Origin of the sequence: Aliivibrio sp. A6 (assembly GCF_028765505.1) — a bacterium.
Taxonomy (GTDB): domain Bacteria; phylum Pseudomonadota; class Gammaproteobacteria; order Enterobacterales; family Vibrionaceae; genus Aliivibrio; species Aliivibrio finisterrensis_A.
On record NZ_JARACR010000034.1, the window covers coordinates 11,692 to 33,666 of the forward strand.

At 38.3% G+C, this 21,975-nt stretch carries 12 protein-coding genes and 1 pseudogene; 10 read left to right on the plus strand and 3 right to left on the minus strand.

The annotated features are described in order from the left end of the window. The first annotated feature begins 207 nt into the window (after nt 1–207). From PVK70_RS16155 to PVK70_RS16185, 7 genes are all read left to right on the plus strand, one after another. Entirely contained in the window at nt 208–3,348 is a 3,141-nt protein-coding gene (locus PVK70_RS16155) for a helicase-related protein (protein ID WP_130046735.1), read from the plus strand. A gap of 1 nt (nt 3,349) precedes the next feature. Next, entirely contained in the window at nt 3,350–5,146 is a 1,797-nt protein-coding gene (gene drmB / locus PVK70_RS16160; RefSeq protein ID WP_130046734.1) for a DUF1998 domain-containing protein, read from the plus strand. A 5-nt stretch (nt 5,147–5,151) separates the two neighbouring features. Then, nucleotides 5,152–6,675: a DUF5710 domain-containing protein gene (locus PVK70_RS16165; RefSeq protein WP_165367109.1), complete on the plus strand. Its 1,524-nt coding sequence runs from the start codon at nt 5,152–5,154 to the stop codon at nt 6,673–6,675. Beyond that, nucleotides 6,675–8,171, plus strand: coding sequence for a hypothetical protein (locus PVK70_RS16170; RefSeq protein ID WP_130046732.1), 1,497 nt, complete (start codon nt 6,675–6,677; stop codon nt 8,169–8,171). The genes PVK70_RS16165 and PVK70_RS16170 overlap by 1 nt, the downstream gene beginning before the upstream one ends. Before the next feature lie 185 nt (nt 8,172–8,356). Then, nucleotides 8,357–8,932: a GIY-YIG nuclease family protein gene (locus tag PVK70_RS16175; RefSeq protein ID WP_130046731.1), complete on the plus strand. Its 576-nt coding sequence runs from the start codon at nt 8,357–8,359 to the stop codon at nt 8,930–8,932. A gap of 9 nt (nt 8,933–8,941) precedes the next feature. After that, nucleotides 8,942–11,272: a sensor histidine kinase gene (locus PVK70_RS16180; protein WP_130046730.1), complete on the plus strand. Its 2,331-nt coding sequence runs from the start codon at nt 8,942–8,944 to the stop codon at nt 11,270–11,272. Continuing rightward, the gene (locus PVK70_RS16185) at nt 11,273–12,448 is read left to right on the plus strand and encodes a response regulator (RefSeq protein WP_130046729.1); all 1,176 of its coding nucleotides are present in this window, start codon (nt 11,273–11,275) and stop codon (nt 12,446–12,448) included. Between the two features lie 4 nt (nt 12,449–12,452). On the opposite strand, the gene PVK70_RS16190 is transcribed toward PVK70_RS16185, so the two are convergent. Beyond that, nucleotides 12,453–13,967 (minus strand): DNA cytosine methyltransferase, encoded by a 1,515-nt coding sequence (locus tag PVK70_RS16190; protein ID WP_130046728.1) that lies wholly within the window; start codon nt 13,965–13,967, stop codon nt 12,453–12,455. A 237-nt stretch (nt 13,968–14,204) separates the two neighbouring features. On the opposite strand from PVK70_RS16190, the gene PVK70_RS16195 reads away from it, so the two are divergent. After that, nucleotides 14,205–15,905, plus strand: coding sequence for a class I SAM-dependent methyltransferase (locus PVK70_RS16195; RefSeq protein WP_130046727.1), 1,701 nt, complete (start codon nt 14,205–14,207; stop codon nt 15,903–15,905). Nucleotides 15,906–15,922: 17 nt separating this feature from the next. Here PVK70_RS16195 and PVK70_RS16200 read toward each other — a convergent pair whose 3' ends face one another. Beyond that, nucleotides 15,923–16,969 carry an alpha/beta hydrolase gene (locus PVK70_RS16200; protein ID WP_130046726.1) on the minus strand — a complete coding sequence of 349 codons (1,047 nt, stop codon included), beginning with the start codon at nt 16,967–16,969 and terminating at the stop codon, nt 15,923–15,925. Nucleotides 16,970–17,522: 553 nt separating this feature from the next. On the opposite strand from PVK70_RS16200, the gene PVK70_RS16205 reads away from it, so the two are divergent. Next, nucleotides 17,523–18,470, plus strand: a complete 948-nt coding sequence (locus PVK70_RS16205) for a hypothetical protein (protein ID WP_130046725.1) — start codon at nt 17,523–17,525, stop codon at nt 18,468–18,470. Between the two features lie 84 nt (nt 18,471–18,554). Here the strand turns inward: PVK70_RS16205 and PVK70_RS16210 are convergent, their stop codons facing one another. Further along, on the minus strand, nt 18,555–19,943 hold the full coding sequence (locus PVK70_RS16210) for an SLC13 family permease (RefSeq protein ID WP_130046813.1): 1,389 nt from the start codon (nt 19,941–19,943) through the stop codon (nt 18,555–18,557). Nucleotides 19,944–20,458: 515 nt separating this feature from the next. Between PVK70_RS16210 and gbpA the strand changes: the two are divergent. Further along, nucleotides 20,459–21,920: pseudogene (gbpA, locus tag PVK70_RS16215) on the plus strand (N-acetylglucosamine-binding protein GbpA). Nucleotides 21,921–21,975: the final 55 nt, after the last annotated feature.

Below are 21,975 nucleotides of genomic sequence, written 5' to 3' on the forward strand. Positions count from 1 at the left end.
TCACAATCAGGGCTAGGTTATTACCAATAACGGCAGTTTTAAAGTTTTCATTCAATTAATTTTTATCAAAATAATAAACGTTTCATTATATATTCAACTTCCTGATCTTTTTAGTTATAGCTAGTCTTAAATTTGTTTTAGATTAATAACATATACAACTATAAATAGTATTATAGATACTTCATAGCGTCTTAAAAAGGAAAGTGAATGTCTTCAAATGAATTTGCATTCGCAAGGAAACAACTCTTAGATTACGTCAAAATGCAACTAGTTGGCCCTGTAAATGGGCCCGAAGAAGAAATTCAAGATGCGCCTCATAAACGTTATTTAAGTGGAACATTATTTCCACCTGCAGTATCTAGAGATGATCTCGATGAAACACTAGGCGAAGACTCTACTACAGAAGCCTTAAGTAATGACTTTAAGCCATCTTCTATGGCATTATCATTTGCAGCACAAAACTCATCAATTTTTGAAGTTCATGTTTCTGCTGCAAGATATTCAAGAGATCAACAGTCCGGTTGGAAACGAACTCCGCTTGAGTATTCAATGGAAGTTAATCTTGCGAAGACGGAAAACCCTTATACTCCTATCTTTGATAATAATGCTCGTCTTGATGTTGCTGTTCGAACATATGTATCGGGTCGAATCGTTACTGTCGCATTTTCAAATCAAACTAAATCTGGCGAGAGTTTAAAACCACAAGATTGTTTTTATCAGTGTCAAATATCAATAACGGTTAAAGAGGGGCAGTTTGCAGAATACCCAAGTAGCGATCGTTTTAAGCTTGACGACGAACAAAAAGAACTTGCATTAACGTACCGAAATCGAGTTTCTTGGGGAGTGGGACATGGTGCTGCCGTTAATTGGGAAAAACAAGATCATAAACGAATTCCTTATAGACTTTATACTGAAACAATTCCAAGTCATGAAGTTAAAGGTTTCTCGACTGAATTAGACAATCAAAGATTTTCTTATTTAACAGATGAAATACTCAGTATTCACCGTATTGCAGATATCAATCAGGTATCAGAAGATATACTGCTAAATGATTATCAACTCTTAATTGAGGCTTATAACTCTTGGATCAATGAATTAGATATAGAGATAGTAGATCCTCGATACGATAATGCTAAAAAAAGAGTAATTACAAGGTTACGTACAGCTGCATCTCGTATGAATCGAGGAATTGCTTTATTGCGTTCAGATACTCTCGCAATGAAAGCATTTCGTTTGGCTAATGAAGCTATGTTAATGCAGATGATTCATTCTAGTGGAGATTACTCAGGAACAGCCAAACCTAGAAATTGGGGTTATAAAACACCAAATTATTTTGCTGATTGTATTTTAGGTAAATTTAATTGGCGACCATTTCAGCTAGCTTTTCAATTATTAGTTCTTGAGTCAATGATTCCAAATGAGAATGGAGAATTTTCTGAATCTCATGAAGACGTGGACCTACTTTGGTTTCCTACTGGTGGTGGTAAAACTGAGGCTTATTTAGCTGTTGCTGCTTGGGAAATGATCTATCGCCGTTTGAAATATGGTGAAGCAGGCGGAGGTACTTCAGTTATAAAGCGCTACACGTTACGCTTATTGACCGCTCAACAGTTTCAAAGAGCGGGTAGTTTAATCTGTGCACTTGAAATTATTCGCCAAAGAGCTCCATTAGAGCTAGGTTATGAAATCTTTAGTCTAGGTCTATGGGTTGGTTCTGCTAGTGCGCCCAATGATTATAAATCAGCAGCAGAAAAATATAAGGAACAACGCGAAGCTGACCAACCGGAGAATCCATTTCAGCTTCAAGTTTGCCCTTGGTGTGGAACCTCAATTTTTCCTAATAGACATTCGGAAAGTTCAGATGATTATGGTGTTAAGTGTAACCCATGTTCAAAATTTGAGTTTATATGCCCTTCATCTGATTGTGAGTTTCATCGTCACTTGCCAGTACAGGTAGTAGATGAAGCTCTGTATAATGCCCCCCCTAGTTTATTAATTGGAACCATTGATAAATTTGCGCGGTTAACTTGGAAAGCGGAAGCTGCATCTTTTTTTGGTAATCGTTTTAAAAATCCACCTAGCTTGATTATTCAGGATGAACTGCATCTTATATCTGGACCTTTAGGAACAATCGCTGGGATCTATGAAACTGGTTTTGACAGTATTATGGAAATTCTAGGACATAAGCCAAAAGTTATTGCGGCTACGGCTACGATTCGCAGTGCTAATCAACAAGTAAACCGACTTTTTGGGCGAAATGTTGCGATTTTCCCTCCTTCTGGGACTGATGAAGCCGACTCCTTTTTCTCTAAAGAGGATCTTAACAACCCAGGCCGTTTATATGTAGGCATCATGCCATCAGGTCATACTGGCCAAACTGGCTTGGTCCAATTGGGGGCTGCATTGCTGCAAGCTCCACAATATTTAGGCTTTTCTGATATTATTCAAGATAGTTATTGGACTTTACCAATTTATCATAACTCTAGAAGAGAGTTAGGAAAAACGATGACTTTAGCTCGAGATGATATTCCAGCTCGTATTAAGGTTATTAGTGACGAAGCCAGAGATATTCAATCAGTTGAAGAGTTAAGTGCTAATGTTAAAGGGGCTAGGATCCCTGAAATATTAGCAAAATTAGAAAAAGAAATGATGTCTGGAGACGGTGTGGTAGATGTGCTTCCTTGTACTAATATGATTTCCGTTGGAGTTGATATTGGTCGTTTGGGAGTGATGTTGATTGCAGGGCAACCTAAAGCAACTGCGGAATATATCCAAGCATCTAGTAGAGTTGGACGTAAAAAATCGCGTCCACCAGGTATTGTATTTACTCAATATTCAGCTAATAAGCCAAGAGACCGTTCTCATTACGAATCATTTAAAAGTTACCATCAAGCTTTATATCGTTATGTAGAACCGACAAGTGTTACACCTTGGGCCATGCCTGCTGTAGAGCGTGCATTGCATGCATCACTCATTGCTGTTGTTCGAATGACGGGGTATTTACAAGAAAATAAGAGTGCTAAGTTCTTTGACAAAGATAGTGTTGAATTCACAGAAATCCGAGATGTTTTCGTTCGAAGGATCAAGGAATCGATGAACGGAATGGATATGTTAGAACAAAATAAAGTCACAAATTATTTAGATAAAATAATTGAAGAGTGGCACCGCAAAGCAAACAGTGATGAAAATCCAATCAATCTATATGAGTCAGGGGGGGCCGGTAAGCAATTTAGACCATTGTTTAAATCTTTTGATGATAATGTGGGTGAACATGTAGATGCTTGGAATACATTAAACTCGATGCGCAGTGTTGATACTGAAACACATATTTTGGTTCGAGGAGAATAAAATGTCTGGTGCCAATCGTAGCTACAGAAGTTCACAATTAATTAGTCCATTTGGACCTGGAGCAATCATCGATATTGGTGATGAATCTCTCATCCTCATGGACATAAAGCAATGGCCAGCGAAGCTAGAAGAGATAAAACTTGAACGGTTAACGAAAGAAGCTGGAGTCTGGGCTCTCAAAAAACCGCCCGTACTAAATAATCGTTGGGAAAATGTACATAAGAATAACTCTTTGATGACTTGTCGATTTCCTACATGGATGTTCTGTCCTCGTTGTAGAAGATTGAAACGTTGGAATCGAGAAGATCCAGTTAACGAAAATGGTGTACCAACTTGTGAAAATAAGAAATGTAATAATAAGACCTTAGTTCCTATGCGTTTTGTTGCAGCTTGTAATCATGGTCATTTACAAGATGTACCTTGGGATCGATGGGCGCATCTTAATCAATCAGATCAGTGTTCAATGCCAAAAGAGAACCTCTGCTTTATAGCTAACAACAATCGAGGTAGCGGACTTGATGCACTTGAAGTGCGTTGTCAAAATTGCGGAGCGTCTAATTCACTTGGGGATATTATGAATGATGGGGCTTTGAGGTCTCGTTGTTTAGATAAACAACCGTGGGAATACAACGAGAATTTTAACTCTAAATGTGAGCAACCTTTACGAGTTCTTCAAAGAGGAGCTAGTAATCTTTATTACCCAATAATCCGATCTGCTTTAGATATTCCTTATGACCCTAAAACTCAGGGAAATAATATAATTGAAACCATTAAGGAAACTGAAGATTATGAAGATCTACTAAGAGCATTAGAGAGGGGTAAATCAAAGAGAGCGAAGCAATGTGCCGAAGATTTATCTGAAGAGTTTAATTTTTCTATTGAAGAGATTCTTAGTGCTGTAGAGTCAGGAGGAGAGCCGAAAAGGGAATTCCGTATTCCTGATGATAAAGATCTTCGTATCGCGGAGTGGGATATCTTGAGTGCATCAAATATTACAGATAAGCAAAGTGATAATTTTAAGACTCGAATTGCTTCAATTGATGAATCAAAATCTTTTGGGTTTAATAAATATATTAAAAAAATAGTGCTTCTAGATAAACTTCGAGAAGTAAGAGCGTTCTGTGGTTTTGAAAGAATTACTCCTGATGACAATCCTGTGTTAATGAAGTCTGCTGATGGTCAAAAGTCTTGGTTGCCAGCATGTGAAGTCTACGGTGAAGGAATATTTATTGAATTTAACCCATCAACGTTGGAAGAGTGGCAATATCAAGCAGATACATTTATTCGACCAAGATTAGATAGCGTACTTAAACGTTACGCTGGAGTGACTTCAAGCTACTTGCCGGAACCTAGTGCTAAATTTATGTGCTTGCACACATTTGCTCATTTAGTTATCCGCCAATTGAGCTTTGAGAGTGGATATTCTAGTGGCTCTCTTAGAGAGCGAATTTATGCTGATGAAGGTCAAGCCGGTATATTAATTTATACGGCAGATGGTGATTCGGAAGGTAGTTTAGGTGGGTTGGTTCAACAAGGAGAACCTGCAAGATTGTTTCCGGCGTTTATAGCAGCATTAGAAACTGCAAACTGGTGCTCTAATGACCCAATATGCAGTGAGATGGAATCTCAAGGCGTGATGGGATTAAATAAAGCAGCTTGTCATTCTTGCTCTTTGGTTTCAGAGACTAGTTGTGAACATAATAATCTGCTGTTAGACCGTAAACTTCTGATCGGTGATGGTGGTGAACAAGGATTGTTTAGTAAGATAATGAAGATAGTTTGTGAGGAATATAGCTAATGCGTATGCCCAATGCTCGTCAAATTAGTGAAGAACAACAAGATGTTTTTGAAGATGCACCAATTACGGGTAATGTATTGGTAACAGGGCCACCAGGAACAGGAAAAACAGTAATTGCTTTCTTAAGGGCTCAGGCTTTATCAAAAAAAAGTACGCCAGTAACAGTACTAATGTATAACCGGGTATTGAGGCGTTATACAGAAAATGTAGCAAAAGACATTCAAGGAGAAGTCACTTCAAAAACCATGCATAGTTGGCTTCCTGATTGGTGGAAAAAGCATCGTATTGTTCGTGAGGAGAATACGATTACTGATCTAGAGCAGAAATCACAAAAGGTTTATTTAAATAGTCCGTATTCCGAAAAAGATGAAGTGAAAGCAACAGGGGCTTTATGGGATAGAAAGCAGGGTAAGTGGTACATTTCAAGAGATACATATGAAGCCGATTTAACTAAATTTGCTAAATGGCCTGAATTCACTCCTATTCAGCAGAAAAAGAACAACGTTGATAGAGTTTATTTAAAATCGACTTTTGAGGAACGTCATGAGCTAAAAGAGGCTGGTGCTCGATATGAACCGACTGAAAAAAAATGGTGGGTAACTCAAGAACAATTAAATAGTTTTCCAGACAAGTTTGAAAAGTGGTTGGGTTTTGGCTGCAAGTACGATCCCCCTGAAATAAAGAAATGGCAGTATGATTGGGAAACAATGCTTGATCAGTATTTAGAATTACCTGACAAGGATGTTTTTGATTGGGGGCATTTAATTATTGATGAGGCTCAAGACTTTTCGCCCGATATGTTTAAGTTTTTGCGCTCAGTAGGTCGTTGTATGGACAATGGTGGAGTTACAATTCTTGCGGATGAAAATCAACGTCTTTATGAAGGCCAAAATTCTTCTTTAGATGAAATTCGCCGTAATTTAAAAGTAAAGCAAGAACAGGAGTTTAAGTTAACTATAAACTTTCGAAATACTAGACCAATAGCATTAATGGCTAAGCATTTTTATGTCGGGTTACCATCAGGCATTCCTGATATACCGGAAAAAACAGGAGGTCGTCCAAAGTTAGTTGCAACTCAAGACCAATTAAGTCAAGTGAATTTTATTAAAAACTTTTTACAGTTACGTGGTGCTCAAGAGGTTGGAATAATAGTTGACTCTGAGATAGATAAGGATTTCTATCTTGATAAATTAAGAAGTGCATTACCTAACTATCGAGTACAACATTATTCAAGTTCCGATCCTAAGACGAGTGAATCATTAATATTTGATACGCAAGGCATCATAACCATATTAAATCGTCGAAGCTGTAAAGGGTTAGAGTTTGATACCGTATTTATTCCTGATTTACAGAACTTTTCATTTAATGATACAGATCTAATTACGTTTAATATGAATATGTATGTAATGTGTTCTCGTGCGCGTTCAGAGCTAGTTCTTATGTATGTCAAAGATGAATTTATTCAGGCCCCTATTTTGAAGCATTTACCAACAGAGGCTTCAGGTTTAATGGAATATAGAGACTTATAATGATAACGACTTTATTTAATTCAGAATCTTCCTATGTAGTAGTTACTAGGAAATACCTTTCAAGGTTAGTGTTGCCTTATGAAGTATTACTTGATTCACAATGCTATCTTATAAATGATGTGACGATAATTAATGCGAATGGGGCTTTAAGTTTTGTTCAAAGTGGGCATTTTACTGATGATTTAGTGTTGTTAGAGATTGTTAAAGCAACCCAGAAAAAAGCATACTCATTATCTGGTTTAAAAAAAATATGGTTTGCAACTAATGATGCTAGAGATATCTTTTTAGATAGAAGTTATGCAAATTTTGATGTTGGAAAGCTTAACTGTGATGTCGTAGCTTTAGACCAGAAAGATATTTGCTCGGAAGTAATAATTATAGCTAAACCGACAAAAGTGTCTAACAAGTCTGATTTTGTTACCGAAGATGGAATTTTAGCTTTAGTGTATGAAAAATTGATCACTGAACCATATAGTATAGTATCTCTGAAGAATGATTTCTTAAGGGAAAATAAAGTTAATAATGTGATGGATTACTTATTTGGCTCTCAAAGCTTGAGCGTTCTTGAGTTCGAGGTTCAAAGAGCTTTTTCGCAGCAGTGTTTAGATAATAGTCTTGACTATGGATGGGATGCTTATAATGTTCTGAATTCGCTAAATGAACAATTAAGCAAATCGGTTAAAAATGATCATCAATTTGAAGTGTGGTTCCAAAAAGTACAGGCTTTAATTACTGGTAATAGTCCACTAGATATTCCATTAGATGACAACGGGTCACATGTTTTAAGAGCTATTATTCTTGTTTTACTTAATCCTGAATTAGATAATCTCGTAGCAATTAAAGCTCAGCTAGATAAAAATATTGGTGAGGAAGTATTCAAAGTAGCTAAGTCGTTTGTCTTGTTGCGATCAGGATATAGTTTATTTGAGTTTCATCAGCGTGAACTGTTGGGTGACAATAGAATTTTCTTGCAAGACTTAAATGCAGCTTTGCATAATAAAGATTTTTCAATATTTACTGAAACGGGAGATCGTAGAGCTCCAGTTGAAAGTTCAATAGAATCAGAAGCTCAACAATATGAAGTCGCTATTTTATCTGATGAACCTAGGTTTTTGCTATCAAATATTGAGTATCTTTCTAAGTCAGAGGATAAGCTAGAAGGTTTTAATACTTACTTAATTGATGGTTTGATTCCTAATGCTGGTTTTAATGCGGAACTATTGGAAACTCAGGATTCTGACTTCACGCAGTTGTTTTATTGGTTAATTGATCGAAGAGCAGATAATGGTAAGTACAAGGGTAAAATAGGCATAGATTTATTACAAATCCAGTCGAATTTACCATTGGATTATAGATTTGAAGTTGATGCTAGTGGTGTATTTTTAAGATTGCCACCAAATATTCATAATGAAATTCAATTGAAACAAATATTGACTTTAGTTAAAGATCAACTGTCTATCGTAAAAGCGATAAATGCAAGAAAAAGTTCATTTTGATCTTAAAGGAATCAGTGAGTTTATCAAACTTACTGGTTCTATCCCTAAGTGAGTAAAATTAATATAATTAGGTATTTGTTAGTTTTTGAGTACTATGTGGTAATTTTACTTTTTAAAAGATTTAGTATTAAAGTACTTAGGTTATATTGTATTTTGATGATGTGTTCTTGTGGAAAGCTATAAAAATGTCTAATACTTATTACGTCTACTCTCTAAAAGACCCGCGAGAAAAACCAGCTAAAGTATTTTACATTGGTAAAGGTACTGGCAGCCGAGCAACCGATTACCTTAAAAAGGTCGATGAGACTCGCAAAGGAAAATTCATTCAAGAGATTTTAGACTCTGGATGCACCCCGATAATTTCAAAGGTGGTAGAGGGACTATCAGAGGAACAGGCTCTTCAAATTGAATTAGAACTAATTTCTAGCTTCGGAACAGTCGAAACTGGAGGTTCATTATACAACACCGTAATACCGCGCTCGATTAATCGAAAAATAAATGAAAAAGTTACCGTCCCAAATGGTGCTATTGAAAAAGCGCAATTAGGGCTCAAACTACTTAAAGATTCAATCATCTCGTTGTCAGAAGAGAACCCGGAAGGGATCTATAATTCCGATTGTGCTCATTACTTGGGCCTACAATCAGATCACAACGGAAACCAACAAGACTACCTTACCTACAGCGTGCTCGGCATCCTTCTTAAAGAAGGTATTATTGAGACCGAGAAGATTGGTAGCCGTAGAAAATATAGAAAACTCTGAGGTTCAAACGTGGCTAAATTAAAACCAAGAGCAAGGCTTATTCGTACTATCGGGGATAAACTAATTAGTGGCCCCGAAGCAGCTATCATTGAGCTTGTTAAGAACTCTTATGATGCCGATTCCCCGTCAGTCAGCATACACATCTCTCCACCAATACATCAAAACCCAAATGATTTAAACAGCGCTATCATCAAAGATGGTTCTATTTCGATTTCAGACAGTGGTCATGGCATGACTGCTCATGATATCGAGCACATTTGGTTTGAACCAGCGACAGATGAAAAAGCTAAAGCGACACATTCTCGATCAGGTAAAAGAGCACTAACAGGAGCGAAGGGCGTCGGAAGATTTGCAACTGCTAGTTTGGGGCAATCCATGGAACTAGTCAGTGTCTCTAAGCATGAAAACATACTAAAAAAATGTAGGGTTTGTATCGATTGGAACATATTTGAAAAAGCTAAGTATTTGGAAGAGATAGATATCGACATCGAAGATCTAATTCCAGAGCCTGATGACATTACTGGCGTAACAATTATAGTTTCTGGTTTAAACAATGTGTGGGGGCAAGAAAGATTAAAGAGTTTGATACAAGAGTTAAGAAGGTTAGCGACACCTAAACAAGATGAAAAAGATGAGTTCACTATTACTCTAAACTTGTCCGATTACACGATTACTGATGAAAAGTTAGAATATCTCAAAGAATTGAAGTCTGCTAAAAACCGAAGTGAAGTACCTAAGAAAATGTTTTCTCCATACAATTTTGATGGTACCAACCTAGTCTTATCTAACAATGAAAACTTGGATTCAATGATAAGAGTTCAGGATAATCCAAATGAGGACACTTGCGTAGATATTGCACTGAACCCTTATTCCTTAGGTGATCATTGCCATTACAAAGTAGAAGGAAACTTTGACAAAGATGGTAAGTTTCAGGGGGATTTTTCCATTGTACGCGGCGACAATAAAAAACAAGCAGTAAGTTTAGATGCTCCTTCAATGAGTGAATCAGAGCATACATGTGGTGAACTGAAAGTAAACTTGCGAATTTTTGATTTAGAAGTTGATTCAGTCAAAGACCTCATCAATAAAATGGGGCTAGATTATAAAAAGTACTTCACTCTACGCTCTGCTAGAGACTTTATTTCTGAAGGTACTGGGGTTGGTATTTACAGAAATGGCTTTAGAGTTAGACCTTATGGCCACCATGCTCATGATTGGCTCAAGCTTGAGAAGCGAAGAGTGCAAGACCCTTCCCACAAGATTGGTCACAACCAATTAGCTGGTGAGATATACGTCCAAGGTGAATGGGAGTCAATGCTTGTCGAGCGCAGTAGCCGAGAGGGTTTAGAGGAAAATGGTGCTTTCAATAGACTGAAATCTTTAATAACTAACTTATTGCAACACATTGAGGTAGAACGATTTAGCTTTAGAGAAAAAGCAGGTATAGCACGTAAGCCTAAAAAGGATTTTGTAAAAGCTTATAAAGTAGCCTCTCTCGAAAAAGTTTCTAAAGCGATTGAGTCGGTTCAAAACTTATCTCCAGAAGATAAGGACCGCATATACGTTGAAGTAAACAAGTCATCAAAAGAAATGGAAAGAATTCTAGATGGCATGCGTGAATACACAAACTTACTCGAATCAAGGGCAACATTAGGCAATGTAGTTGCTGAACTATTACATGAGGGTAGGAGTTATGTTAGCTCAATTTCTGGTGCTCGCGACTTTTTTAAAGAGTTCGAATCTCATATTGGCGAGCAGAGTATTATGGGCGAAATTGCAAGAAATGATATACCTAGTGAAATTCAAAACTTAGATGATGGATGCGCAGGAATATCAAAATTATTTAAAGATTTGGATCCTATTTCAGGTAGAAAAAGAGGTAAACCCAATTTATTTAATATACTCGATGTAGTTGAACGCGTAGAACGTATTACTAAGACTGAGAGAACTGACTCCGAAGTATTTATCAAATATGACATTGATTCCAGTTTATCTGCGTTTGGATATGAAGGGGACTTACAAGGTGCATTGATAAACTTAGTTCTTAATGCCTCCCATTGGTTGAGTACTGTTGAACGCGAAGAACGATATGTTTCTATTATTGCTACCACCCAGCACAACCAAGTTTATATCGACGTTATTAATAATGGGCCTCTTATAAATGAGCTTCACTACGAACATTTGTTTGAACCAGGTTTTAGTCTTAAATCAAAGGGGCATGGTCTAGGCTTGGCTATTGCAAAAGAAGCTCTGATTAACAGTGGTGGTACATTATCTTTTGCTGATAAAGCGGAATTAACCACATTTAAAATCACTCTACCTAAAGAGGAGATCAAATAAATGATGGTCAATTTACTTGTTGTAGAGGATAAAGACGAACATATCAAAGAATGGGAGACTGTTTTAACACGCCATAATGCTGTATCTACGGCCAAAAATGACGGCTCAATCCGCTTTCATATGGAAATAGCAAAAAACAAAGACGAAGCACTTAGGAAACTACATACATATAATTTTAGTGTTGCAATCATAGACATCCGATTGAAGAGAGAAGGTGAAGATGAAGATTATAATAATACTGATGGTGTTGATGTTTTAAAAGAAATCATGTCAACCGTGTCTTGTTATTCAGTAATTTATACAGGTCAGTCAAAAGATGCAGAAGCAACTATAGAAAATTCTCACCAAGAATATATTAAAATTGTAGATAGAGACACATCGAAAACAAATTTAATAAAAAGTTTAGTGGAAGATAATAAAGAGATAATACTTTCTATAAATGATCTTAAGTATAAATTCTCTAAATCTATGTCTTCATTATTCTATAAGTCAATTTGGCCTCGCTGGAACTACTGGGAAGAATCAGAAGGTAAGAAGGAAGCATTAAACCGACATATGGCTTCACATTTACATGCTTCGTTCCTAAACGAAACTATTGCAGTTCATCCTGAAGAATATTACTTTATCCCCCCCCTTGCTGAAGACCTTGATACAGGGCACATAACTCTCAAAGATAACAAGCATTATATTTTAATAACTCCTAGGTGCGAGATTGCTCAGAAGAAAAATAATACTTTTCAATTCATTGAGTTAAAAGATATATCTTCGGACTTAAAAAAAATTGAAAAAAAGGACACAAATCTTAATGAAGAGTTGGACTCTCTAATGGCTAAAAAGGACGATGAATTACCTGATAAGCAAGAAAAAATTGAAGCTAAAAAAAGAAATGTTGTTAATAATATGAATAAAAAACGAAACCTACTTAGTCATGGAGGAAATAAAGCTTCACTTCATTTCATCCCTGAAATTCGCCAGTCAAAAAAATCATCTTTTGGTCCGTTTCATGCCCAATTTGACCACATGGTTACTATTAATAAGTCTGATTTACAATCATTAGAATCGTTTAAATCAGGTGTCTATGCATGTTTATCAAATGAGTTTGTACCAACATTAATTGAAAGGTTGGGTAACTATTTCAGTCGTATCGGCTCCCCTGACTATTCTCATCCTGAGTAAAGTATTAGTGGTCTAATAGCTCCATCACCACCTTCCCAATCTGCTGTGCCAAATATGGTGGCACAGCATTTCCTACCTGCACATACTGCTGCGTTCTATTACCTTCAAATTTATAGTTATCTGGAAATGTTTGTAAGCGAGCTGCTTCACGCACAGTTAAGCTCCGGCATTGTTTTGGATCGTAATGAATAAAATAGTGTCCATCTTTAGAAATGTGGCTAGTTACTGTTGTTGAGCATTTATTCGCAGCTTGTGTTCTAAAGCGGTCTGCATGAGCGCCTGACTTCCAGTTTTCATGATCAGGAGCAAGAGCATCAGGAAAGTCCCTCGCCTTTGGTGACGTCCCCCCACTTAACTTGGTATAAGCAGCACTGAATGCATAGCGCAGCAAATCACTTTCCATATGCCCACGAGTTTCATGGTTAAGTACGCAAGTTGGCGCATTACTTCTATACCACTGAATCAGGTGGCTAGGCATTTTTTCAGGGTAAATTACTGGCTGAGTCTCACTTCTGTTAAGTTTATTAAAAGGCTTAAGGTCTAGCTCTTGTGTATTCTTAAATTGTTTTTTAAGTAATTTCTTAACTTGAACCCCGTTCTTTGAAACAGCGATTTCCCATTCTTTTACTTCATCTTTACGCTTAGAAAATCCACTTCTTAACTTAGGTAAATCAGATAAAACTTGTTCTACCGTTGTTTGCTCCTCTCTTTGCGTTAGAACCCCTGGAACACTTGTAATATCAGCACGAACACCCAACAAGATCACACGATGGCGAGCTTGAGGAACACCATAGTTCTCAGATCTAATTAGAAAGTCCGTAGGATTATTTACGTTTTCAGTGTCTACCACTAAGGAAAAAACTTTATACCTAGGAGTAGAAATTTTTGTTATTCTACTAGGAGATCGTAAGTCTCTTAAAATATTAGGAAATATCAATTCCCCATCTATTTTTGCAGAAAGGATACCGCGAACGTTCTCCATTACAAAAACGTCAGGCTGAGCAATAGAGAGTACTTTCAAGTACTCTTTGTATAGGAAGTTTCGATGATCTTTTTCAGCTTTGTAATCTTTAATGCCTGCATTACGTGAACGACCAGCTAACGAGTATGCTTGGCATGGTGGCCCACCAATAACAACTTTAGGGCGTTCGCCGTGAGCAGTTACAAGTTGGTGGATACGCTGATGGATGTCTTGATTATCATCACCAAGAGCATGCGGGCTATATAGTGTTTCTTGTTGTGCTTCTTCTGCTTTTTGTGGGAAAAGTTCAAAAAGCTCCTCGCGTGTAAGTTCGCCATTTAAATAAGCATTATAGCTAGATCGACCATGTTTTGTATCTTGGACTTTTCTGTAGAAAGCTCTAGTTGTGAGAGTTTTATGAGCAGATGGCTCTTTTTCGACAGATATTCCAATCTGAAATGGAGCGTTCCCATTTGCATGCTTTACTGACGAAATACCTTCACCAAGCCCGCCAGGCCCAGCGAATAGGTCGATTACTAGAACTTCACCTGTTTTCATGATTACCACAACTATTAATAAAAAGCTTGGCAATCATACCAGGCATATCAATCTAGGCAATATATTTATCATGCCTTTTATTTAAGTTTTAATAAATTAATAAAACATGTATTTTATTTGTACTAGAAGAAGCTAATCAATGAACATAACATGGAAACTAAAGCATCCAATGCCTGCTTACATGTGGCATGATACAGCGAAACTTTCGATAGGTTGATAAGGTAGTACACAGCACTTATGAAAAACATTCAATTTTATAATCAACATTCAGAAGAACTACTTCAAAATTACACATCAGTAACGTTTGAGAAAGTTCACGCCAGTTGGAAGTTATTTTGGCCATTTTCTGGTGAGAAAATTCTGGATGTCGGGGCCGGTATTGGTCGAGATTCCAAATGGTTTTTAGATCAAAAGTGTACGGTTATTGCTTTAGAGCCTGCAAAGGAAATGCGAGATTTAGGCAAAAAACACACAGGTGAACAAGTGCAATGGTTGGATGATTCATTACCTGAATTGAGTCACACCATCGGATTAGGCATGCGCTTTGATGTCATTTTGGTTAGTGCTGTTTGGATGCACATTCCACCAAGTTCACGTGCTCGCGCTTTTAGAAAACTCTCAAATCTTCTTGCTCCAAATGGACGCTTGGTGATCAGTTTACGTCATGGTGATTTCACTGATGGTAGAAGTTCGTATTCATGTTCAATTGATGAATTAGCTCAATTTTCAAAAGATGCTTGTTTACACACGCGATTAGTTACCGAAGCTGAGCCTGATGCATTAAAGCGTAGCGAGGTTAAATGGCAAACGGTTGTGATGAGTTTACCTGATGATGGTTTTGGTGATCTTAATAAAGTTCGTCGTATCATTGTTAATGACAGCAAAAGCTCAACCTATAAACTAGCGCTACTGCGTGTGTTATTGCGTATTGCAGATGCTCATTCAGGCTGTGTGTTGGATCGCACTGATGGTGAAGTCTCTATTCCATTAGGGTTAGTCGCACTGTATTGGATTAAAGCATATAAGCGATTAATTGATGTCGGTAATATTCAACAAAACAGTAATACCAAAAAAGGCTTAGCGTTTATCACGGAAGATGGATGGGATAAGTTGACTCATTTAACGGCTGATGATTTAGCTATTGGCGCTGTATTTTGTGGGGAAGAAGCGAAAGCCTTACAAAAAGCAATGCAAGCAACGATAAAAACCATGAAAGATGGGCCAATTAATTTTATTTATTCGGGCTCTTCAAAAGACAAAAAGCATGAATTTTTAACTGTTGCGCCACCTAAAAGACGTCAAATAGAATCCAGTATTGTGCTTGATTCTACCTTCTTTGAAAGCTTTGGTTCGTTTGTGTTAAAGCAAAACCTTTGGGAGTGTTTCCGCCTTTATTATTCTTGGATTGAACCATTAGTGGTTAATCAATGGATATCTGAAATGCAGCGCTTTGAGGCGAACAGAGAGAATAATATAACGCTACAAACGTATCATGATTGCTTGGTTTGGTTAGATAAAAAGCATGATACCAATAGGGTGCGCACTAAGGTTGAAAAACTGAGAAATAATAACCAGGTAATTAATTGCGTTTGGAGTCATCAAGCGTTGAAAGGTGAGTATCATGTTGATCACTGTTTGCCTTTTGCTCATTGGCCGAATAACGATCATTGGAATTTATTGCCGACATGCAGTAAGTCAAATTTAGAGAAGCGAGATAGAGTCCCTTCGTTATCGAGATTAGATAAAGCCAAACCAGCAATTATAGAATGGTGGCAACAAGCGTGGGATGAGCCTAGTGATCAGCAACGATTCTTCAATGAAGCTTCGCTGTCATTACCAAATATCCCCCCTCAATGCAGAGATTTTGAGGAGGTATTTGATGCAATGGGATTTCAAATCAAAGGGGTTCAGAGTCGCTTATTAGTTAGAGAATGGTAATACTCAGTGGGAGCAACTCACTCCCACTCTTTAATCCTACGTCTTTCCTTCTTGGGTATACCTGTCTTTTTTACTGTTAATCTTAGCTCTCCATCTACTCGCTCTCTTGTTGGTATGGCTAATCTATCAATATCACCTTGTAGGGTGTGGGCTAAATCTTCGGCAAAATGCATGCAGTGAAAGTGCCAAGAGTGTGTCCAGTTACCTATGTGCTTATCTTCATTCGGTTGTATTAACGCTTGCCAATGGTTGCCACAGTTTACGTTAACCACATTACTTGGTGCATCATCGGGTAGGCCAACGCGTCCGCAGCGTGGGGCTAGGCCAGCTCGTTTTATGTTTGATATTTTTAAGGCGTTATCAAAAGGGCTTTGGTAATTGGTTATGCGACTGGCTTGGGCAAACAGAGGTTTTGATTTGTTGTCATCATGGCTGAGTGATTGTCTGGCAATGTCTCCACCTATAAAGCACACTTGGCTTACGTTCCAGTGAATGCGCTGTAGGCTGCGGTTTTTACTGGCTTGGTAAAAGGCCTCTCGTATCACATAAGCCCCTGTCGAGTGACCCAGTAAATGCACATCAATATCACATTGGTTTTGGTGCTCTTTAAGTTGATTTATCGCCAGTGGGGTAATACCAGCCGTTACCAATTTCAGTGCGCTTTGGTAGGCGTCCATTCTGTCTTCAAGGTAGTTAAGCGTATAAGTAGCGCAGGGCCAATCAAAGCTGACAATAGTGCCTGTAAACCCATGCTGTTTAAGGTGCATATCCAACAATTTATGACGTTGAATAACCTCTTCTTGGCTGTTGTTGTAACCATGTGCAAAGAACAAAATATTGCCAGTTTTAAAGTCTGCAAGTGGGTGTTCACTTGGGTGGTGTCCATTGGTGGTGTTTTGGGTTAGCTTGGTTATCCACTCTGCTTGTGAATATTGATGGCTGTTAATGTCGGGAGTTTGGGCATCATCAGGCAAGATTAAATAATGAGCATCGCCGGGCTCGTTGGTATGGCGCTTTAGGGAGGGGGTGGTTTCAATGTGTCGCGTACTTAATATGAATATCACTTAACATCCTTATTGCATTCTATCGGGAGTGATAGAATAGGTGTTTTCTTTCATCAAGATAGTCTGGTCACAAAAAGTTGCGAATGAGTATTAATTGAAGGGAAATAAAACGTGTAATTGTCTTATTTTTAAGAGTTCTTCCTTTGTTTTTATTGTTATAAATATCAGTAGGTTAAAAAATAGTTGGGTTTGTGATCTGAGATCGCGTATTTGTAAGTAAAATATTTAATTTTGAAAAGTGATACAGCATAATGCCGTTTATAAAGAAGGTAGAGTCAATACTTTAAAAATAATAATAATAACCCAGAAAAAATACAACATAGTATTACTGGGCTAGGTAATATGGCTTAATTAAACAGAAAGGGTAGCAGAATGCTTAATTTGAGTGGGCAGAGTTCATTCATGATATTTATGGGTTTTTTAATCGCAGGGTTAGCGGTAATCATCATTCCAATGGCAATACACACGTTTCGTATATTAAGAGAAAAAGAGTAATTTCTTAATACGCAGTATCAGTTAAACTAGGGTTTTCTTTTTTAGATCGGAAGCCCTAATGTCTCACTATTCACTTATCGATATTCCTTTTAACCTCAGACACACCTGTTGGTTTTGTGGTGAGCCTTCGTTCGATCTCCTCTCTTTTCCTAAATCGTCGCATCAAGTTCGTCAAATAACCCATCAACCTATTGAGCTGCCTGCATGTAAAGAGTGCTTGGCGTTGCCATCGGCTGGGGTATCTGAATCTATCTGGTCGTTCCGTGACCAAATTAAGCACGCGTTAATGAACAAGTACGCTAAGCATCTGGGCATTGGTTTGCAGTGGACCAAAGAAGAGTTAGAGGCGTCTGAGTTTCATGGAGCAATACTTGAAGGCTTTGGTAAAAGTGCATGGCCTATGTATGAAATTGCCAAAGAACGTGTTGAATACACCGGGTGGGATTTAGCGGTAGATGGCGAGCCTTTAGATGGGTATGACGAAAGCTGTGGTTATGAATTTAATGGGGTGCGCTATTTAAGTATTCAGGCGTGTATTGAGTACCATGTAAAAGCGATGTCATTAGATTTGGTGTTGCTTGAGACGTTGATCGAGATAGTGGGCTCTGAGCGTTTTGCTTATGCGCTGCGTATTGCGGAGTTAAACCGCGATGTGTCTTATAAAGAGCGTTTGACCATTATTGATGAGATAAAAAACCAAGAGCAAGATAAGGACGATCTTCGTGAATTGAACGAGGCTGAAAAACTAAGTGCAACGCTTCCTCTTGTGGCTGTTGTTATGGATGAGGCAACCGCTCAGCCAGAAGCTATCGAGTGGGCAATTACCCATTCATGCACGACATTAGAGAGTTTAATTGAGCAAGAAGATGCGTTTTTTGATGCGTTCGAGCATTTAGGTGGGCCTACGGCCTTTGCCTTGTTCGATGGTTTACAGTGGTATTTGGTGGCGCGCCGAGATGCGGTATGGTGTGAAGAGAGTGATCCTAATGATGAGTTTTGGCGTTAAGTTTAGCTCTGCATCATCAATTGATATTTAACGATATGGTACGGCCCCTGTAATTACAGAGGCCGTATTTTTTTATATAGCGTTTTATGCCCAGAAGATGGAAGCAAACGCCGTTAAGATAACAATACACACTAGGTTTAGATAAATACCAACGCGCATCATCTCAGATTGTTTGATGTGGCCTGAGCCAAACACAATTGCATTGGGTGGTGTTGCAACTGGCAACATAAAGGCACAAGAGGCTGAGATGGCAATCATAGCTGAAAGCACCACAGGGGAGATCCCTAATGCCTCGGCGACACTGGCAAATACCGGAATAAGCAGCGCTGCACTGGCGGTATTACTGGCAAATTCGGTTAAAAACACAACGAACGCGGCAACCGTTAAAATGGTAAATATAATCCCTGCTTGCGATAAAATATCACTCAGGCTGTATGCTAAGAAGCTACTTGTGCCTGTTGCTTTTAGGATGTTACTTAGACAGATACCACCACCAAACAGCAGCAGTACGCCCCAATCGGTGGTTTTTTCAATGTCTTTCCACTGTACTACACGAGCAAAACCAAGCAGCACAATGGCCATTAGCGCCACTAAGGTATCAAATTTAGAAAACCCACCTAACATGGCATTGATTGGTTTACTGAAAATCCATAGTGTAACGGTGAGACCAAAGATCATTAAGGTAACGACTTTGCCTTTATCCCAAGTAACAGGCTCGTGGTTCAGCTCAAATAGCTCGTTAAGGTTGGGTTTTAGCATCACATATAATAGGCCAACTGTGACAGGTAAAAGAATGAGAGTAATTGGTACACCAAACGACATCCACTCTGTAAAACTTAACCCCACTTCTGCTGCTGCAATGGCATTTGGTGGGCTACCAACAATGGTTGAGATCCCGCCAATACTGGCACAATAAGCGATACCAAGTAGCACAAAGACATAGGTATTGTGGCCTGTTTTTGCGTTGACTTTACTAAGAACGCCCAATACTAATGGCAACATCATGGCAGTGGTTGCTGTGTTACTGATCCACATGGATAAACCTGCGGTGACACCAAATAGCATATAGACTGCGGTGCTCATTTTGCCATTGGCTAAGATTAATACTTTATCTGCAATGACTTTATCAAGCTCTTGTCTGTGTAACGCGGCGGCTAAGGCAAATCCTCCCAAAAATAAGAAGATGATTGGGTTTGCAAAATTACTCAGTGCTTTGGTGGTATCAAAAATCTCAAAGCCCACGGCTAAAATGGGAACCAATAAGGCGGTAACACTGACGTGTAAGGCTTCGGTTAACCATAAAATAGCAACAAAGGCTAAGATACTTAAACCGAGAACGACGTTTTGCTCAAAGGGTAAAAATTTGTATAGCAGAGCAAAAAGAACAATATCGGCGAGAATAATAAAACTGTTTTTACTTAAGAACCATTCCTTGGTGTTGGTGGGTAATGGAATATGTTCGTTTTTGTCTATTTCATTTTTGTGCATGATGAGCTCCATTCTAACGATGAATTTCAGACTTAACTTTATAGTTATTGTTTTTTCTATGCGCTATTGTTACAGAATATTAACCTCAGTAAATAAAAGGTTATCAAGAGTGTCGTTTTGATCATTTGGACGATTTCATAACTATGCGGGTACTCACTTTTTAAACAGAATTGAGCGTAAAACTGTTGCTTTTATGTTAATTGTTATTTGTGTTTTCGCTTTTTTAGCTATGTATTTTGATATTGTTTTTTATAATCTGGTTGGTTTTATAAAGTAAATAAAATGGATTTATGAATGGTGATATGAACCAGTTGTAAGCAAGTTTGTATCTGCTTTTTATTTCGTGATTTAACTTCCAGTAACGCGTTATATTTCTCGTTTAGATGTTTATTTTCAACTATATTCCTGCGCGCACAATTATATCGATAAACCATTCGATAAAGTAGGACGTAAACCTTCAGTCTGTGTGCTAATAAAATTATAATTCTAAATGAAAAATGATGAACAACTGCTCAACAAAAACAATATTAGCATTATCGCTAATGGCTACTAGTGTTGGTGTGTCTGCCCACGGTTATGTTTCTGAAACAAACGGTGGCATCGCTGGCTCTCGTGCTGCTTTATTCTGATACTCAAGAAAAAAATACCAACTGTGGCTCTGTGCAGTGGGAGCCTCAGAGTGTTGAAGGCCCTGAAGGTTTTCCTGAAAATGGCCCAGCAGATGGTCAAATCGCAGGTGCAGGTTTAGTTCAGTTCTCTGAGTTAAACGAACAAACGTCTGATCGTTGGGTTAAGCGTCCAATGACTGCTGGCGCACAAACGTTTGAATGGACGTTTACGGCTAACCACGTAACAAGAACGTGGAAATACTACATGACAAAACAGAACTGGAATCAAAACGCTGTATTAACGCGTGACTCTTTTGATTTGACGCCGTTCTGTGAGCTTGAATACAACATGGAAAAACCGCCGCTATACCCACAAACATTCTCTCATGAGTGTGTGGTTCCAGAGCGTGAAGGTTACCAAGTGATTTTGGCTGTTTGGGATGTGGGCGATACGGCTGCGGCATTCTATAACGTTATTGATGTGAAATTTGAAGGTGACGGTGGTGTGGTTGACCCAACTTGGACTCAAGGTGGTCAAATTAACCCTACGCGTGATCTTAATGTGGGTGACCGTGTCTTTACTCGTGTGTTCGATGCTTCTGGCGAAAACAGCCGTTTGTCGACAAGCGTAACGATTGAAAATGCAACTCAAGGTCAAGCAAATAACTGGCCGCATGCATTAGCAACTAAGGTTAACCAAGAGCAAGCTAATATTGCAGCGGGTCAGCTAAATGAGAAAGGTGAGTTTGTTCCTGTATTTGGTTCAAACCCTGTGTATTTAAAAGCAGGCAGCGGTCTAAAGAGTGTTGAGATTGGTTACCAAATCGAAACGCCAGAGCCAAGCTATGAGTTAGATATTCAAGGCCTAGCGTCTATGTATACCATTGGTGATACGGCGACAGAGTTAGATCTTAGCTTATACGCTGTGGGCGATATGAATGTAGAGCTAACGGTTTATAACCATGCTAAAGAAGCGTTATCGAACGCGGTTGTTGATCTAAAAGATGGTGAGACTAAGTCAGTATTAATGACATTATCTAAATCAGAAAAAGGTCATCATATGCTTGTTTCTCGCATCAAAAATACAGAGGGTGAGTTAATTGAGCAAACCACATCTGATTTCCATTTGATGGAAGAACAAACACCGCCACCGGCAGGTGATTATGATTTCGTGTTCCCAGAGAACGTAAAAAATTACACTGCAGGCACAAAAGTACTGGCTGAAGATGGCGCTATCTACCAATGTAAGCCATTCCCTTATTCTGGTTACTGTGTTCAGTGGACTGAAACCGCAACAAGTTTTGCACCTGGCGTTGGCTCTGATTGGTCAATGGCATGGGATAAAGTGAAGTAATTACCTCACTGTCATTATCAGTATCACTTAAATAATAATCAGGCCTATTCAGTAA

Excerpts from the sequence above, each read along its gene's own strand:
- PVK70_RS16155 (WP_130046735.1), top strand. The coding sequence starts at position 208 with ATGTCTTCAAATGAATTTGCATTCGCAAGGAAACAACTCTTAGATTAC.
- drmB (WP_130046734.1), top strand. The coding sequence starts at position 3,350 with ATGTCTGGTGCCAATCGTAGCTACAGAAGTTCACAATTAATTAGTCCA.
- PVK70_RS16165 (WP_165367109.1), top strand. The coding sequence starts at position 5,152 with ATGCCCAATGCTCGTCAAATTAGTGAAGAACAACAAGATGTTTTTGAA.
- PVK70_RS16170 (WP_130046732.1), top strand. The coding sequence starts at position 6,675 with ATGATAACGACTTTATTTAATTCAGAATCTTCCTATGTAGTAGTTACT.
- PVK70_RS16175 (WP_130046731.1), top strand. The coding sequence starts at position 8,357 with ATGTCTAATACTTATTACGTCTACTCTCTAAAAGACCCGCGAGAAAAA.
- PVK70_RS16185 (WP_130046729.1), top strand. The coding sequence starts at position 11,273 with ATGATGGTCAATTTACTTGTTGTAGAGGATAAAGACGAACATATCAAA.
- PVK70_RS16190 (WP_130046728.1), bottom strand. The coding sequence starts at position 13,967 with ATGAAAACAGGTGAAGTTCTAGTAATCGACCTATTCGCTGGGCCTGGC.
- PVK70_RS16195 (WP_130046727.1), top strand. The coding sequence starts at position 14,205 with ATGAAAAACATTCAATTTTATAATCAACATTCAGAAGAACTACTTCAA.
- PVK70_RS16205 (WP_130046725.1), top strand. The coding sequence starts at position 17,523 with ATGTCTCACTATTCACTTATCGATATTCCTTTTAACCTCAGACACACC.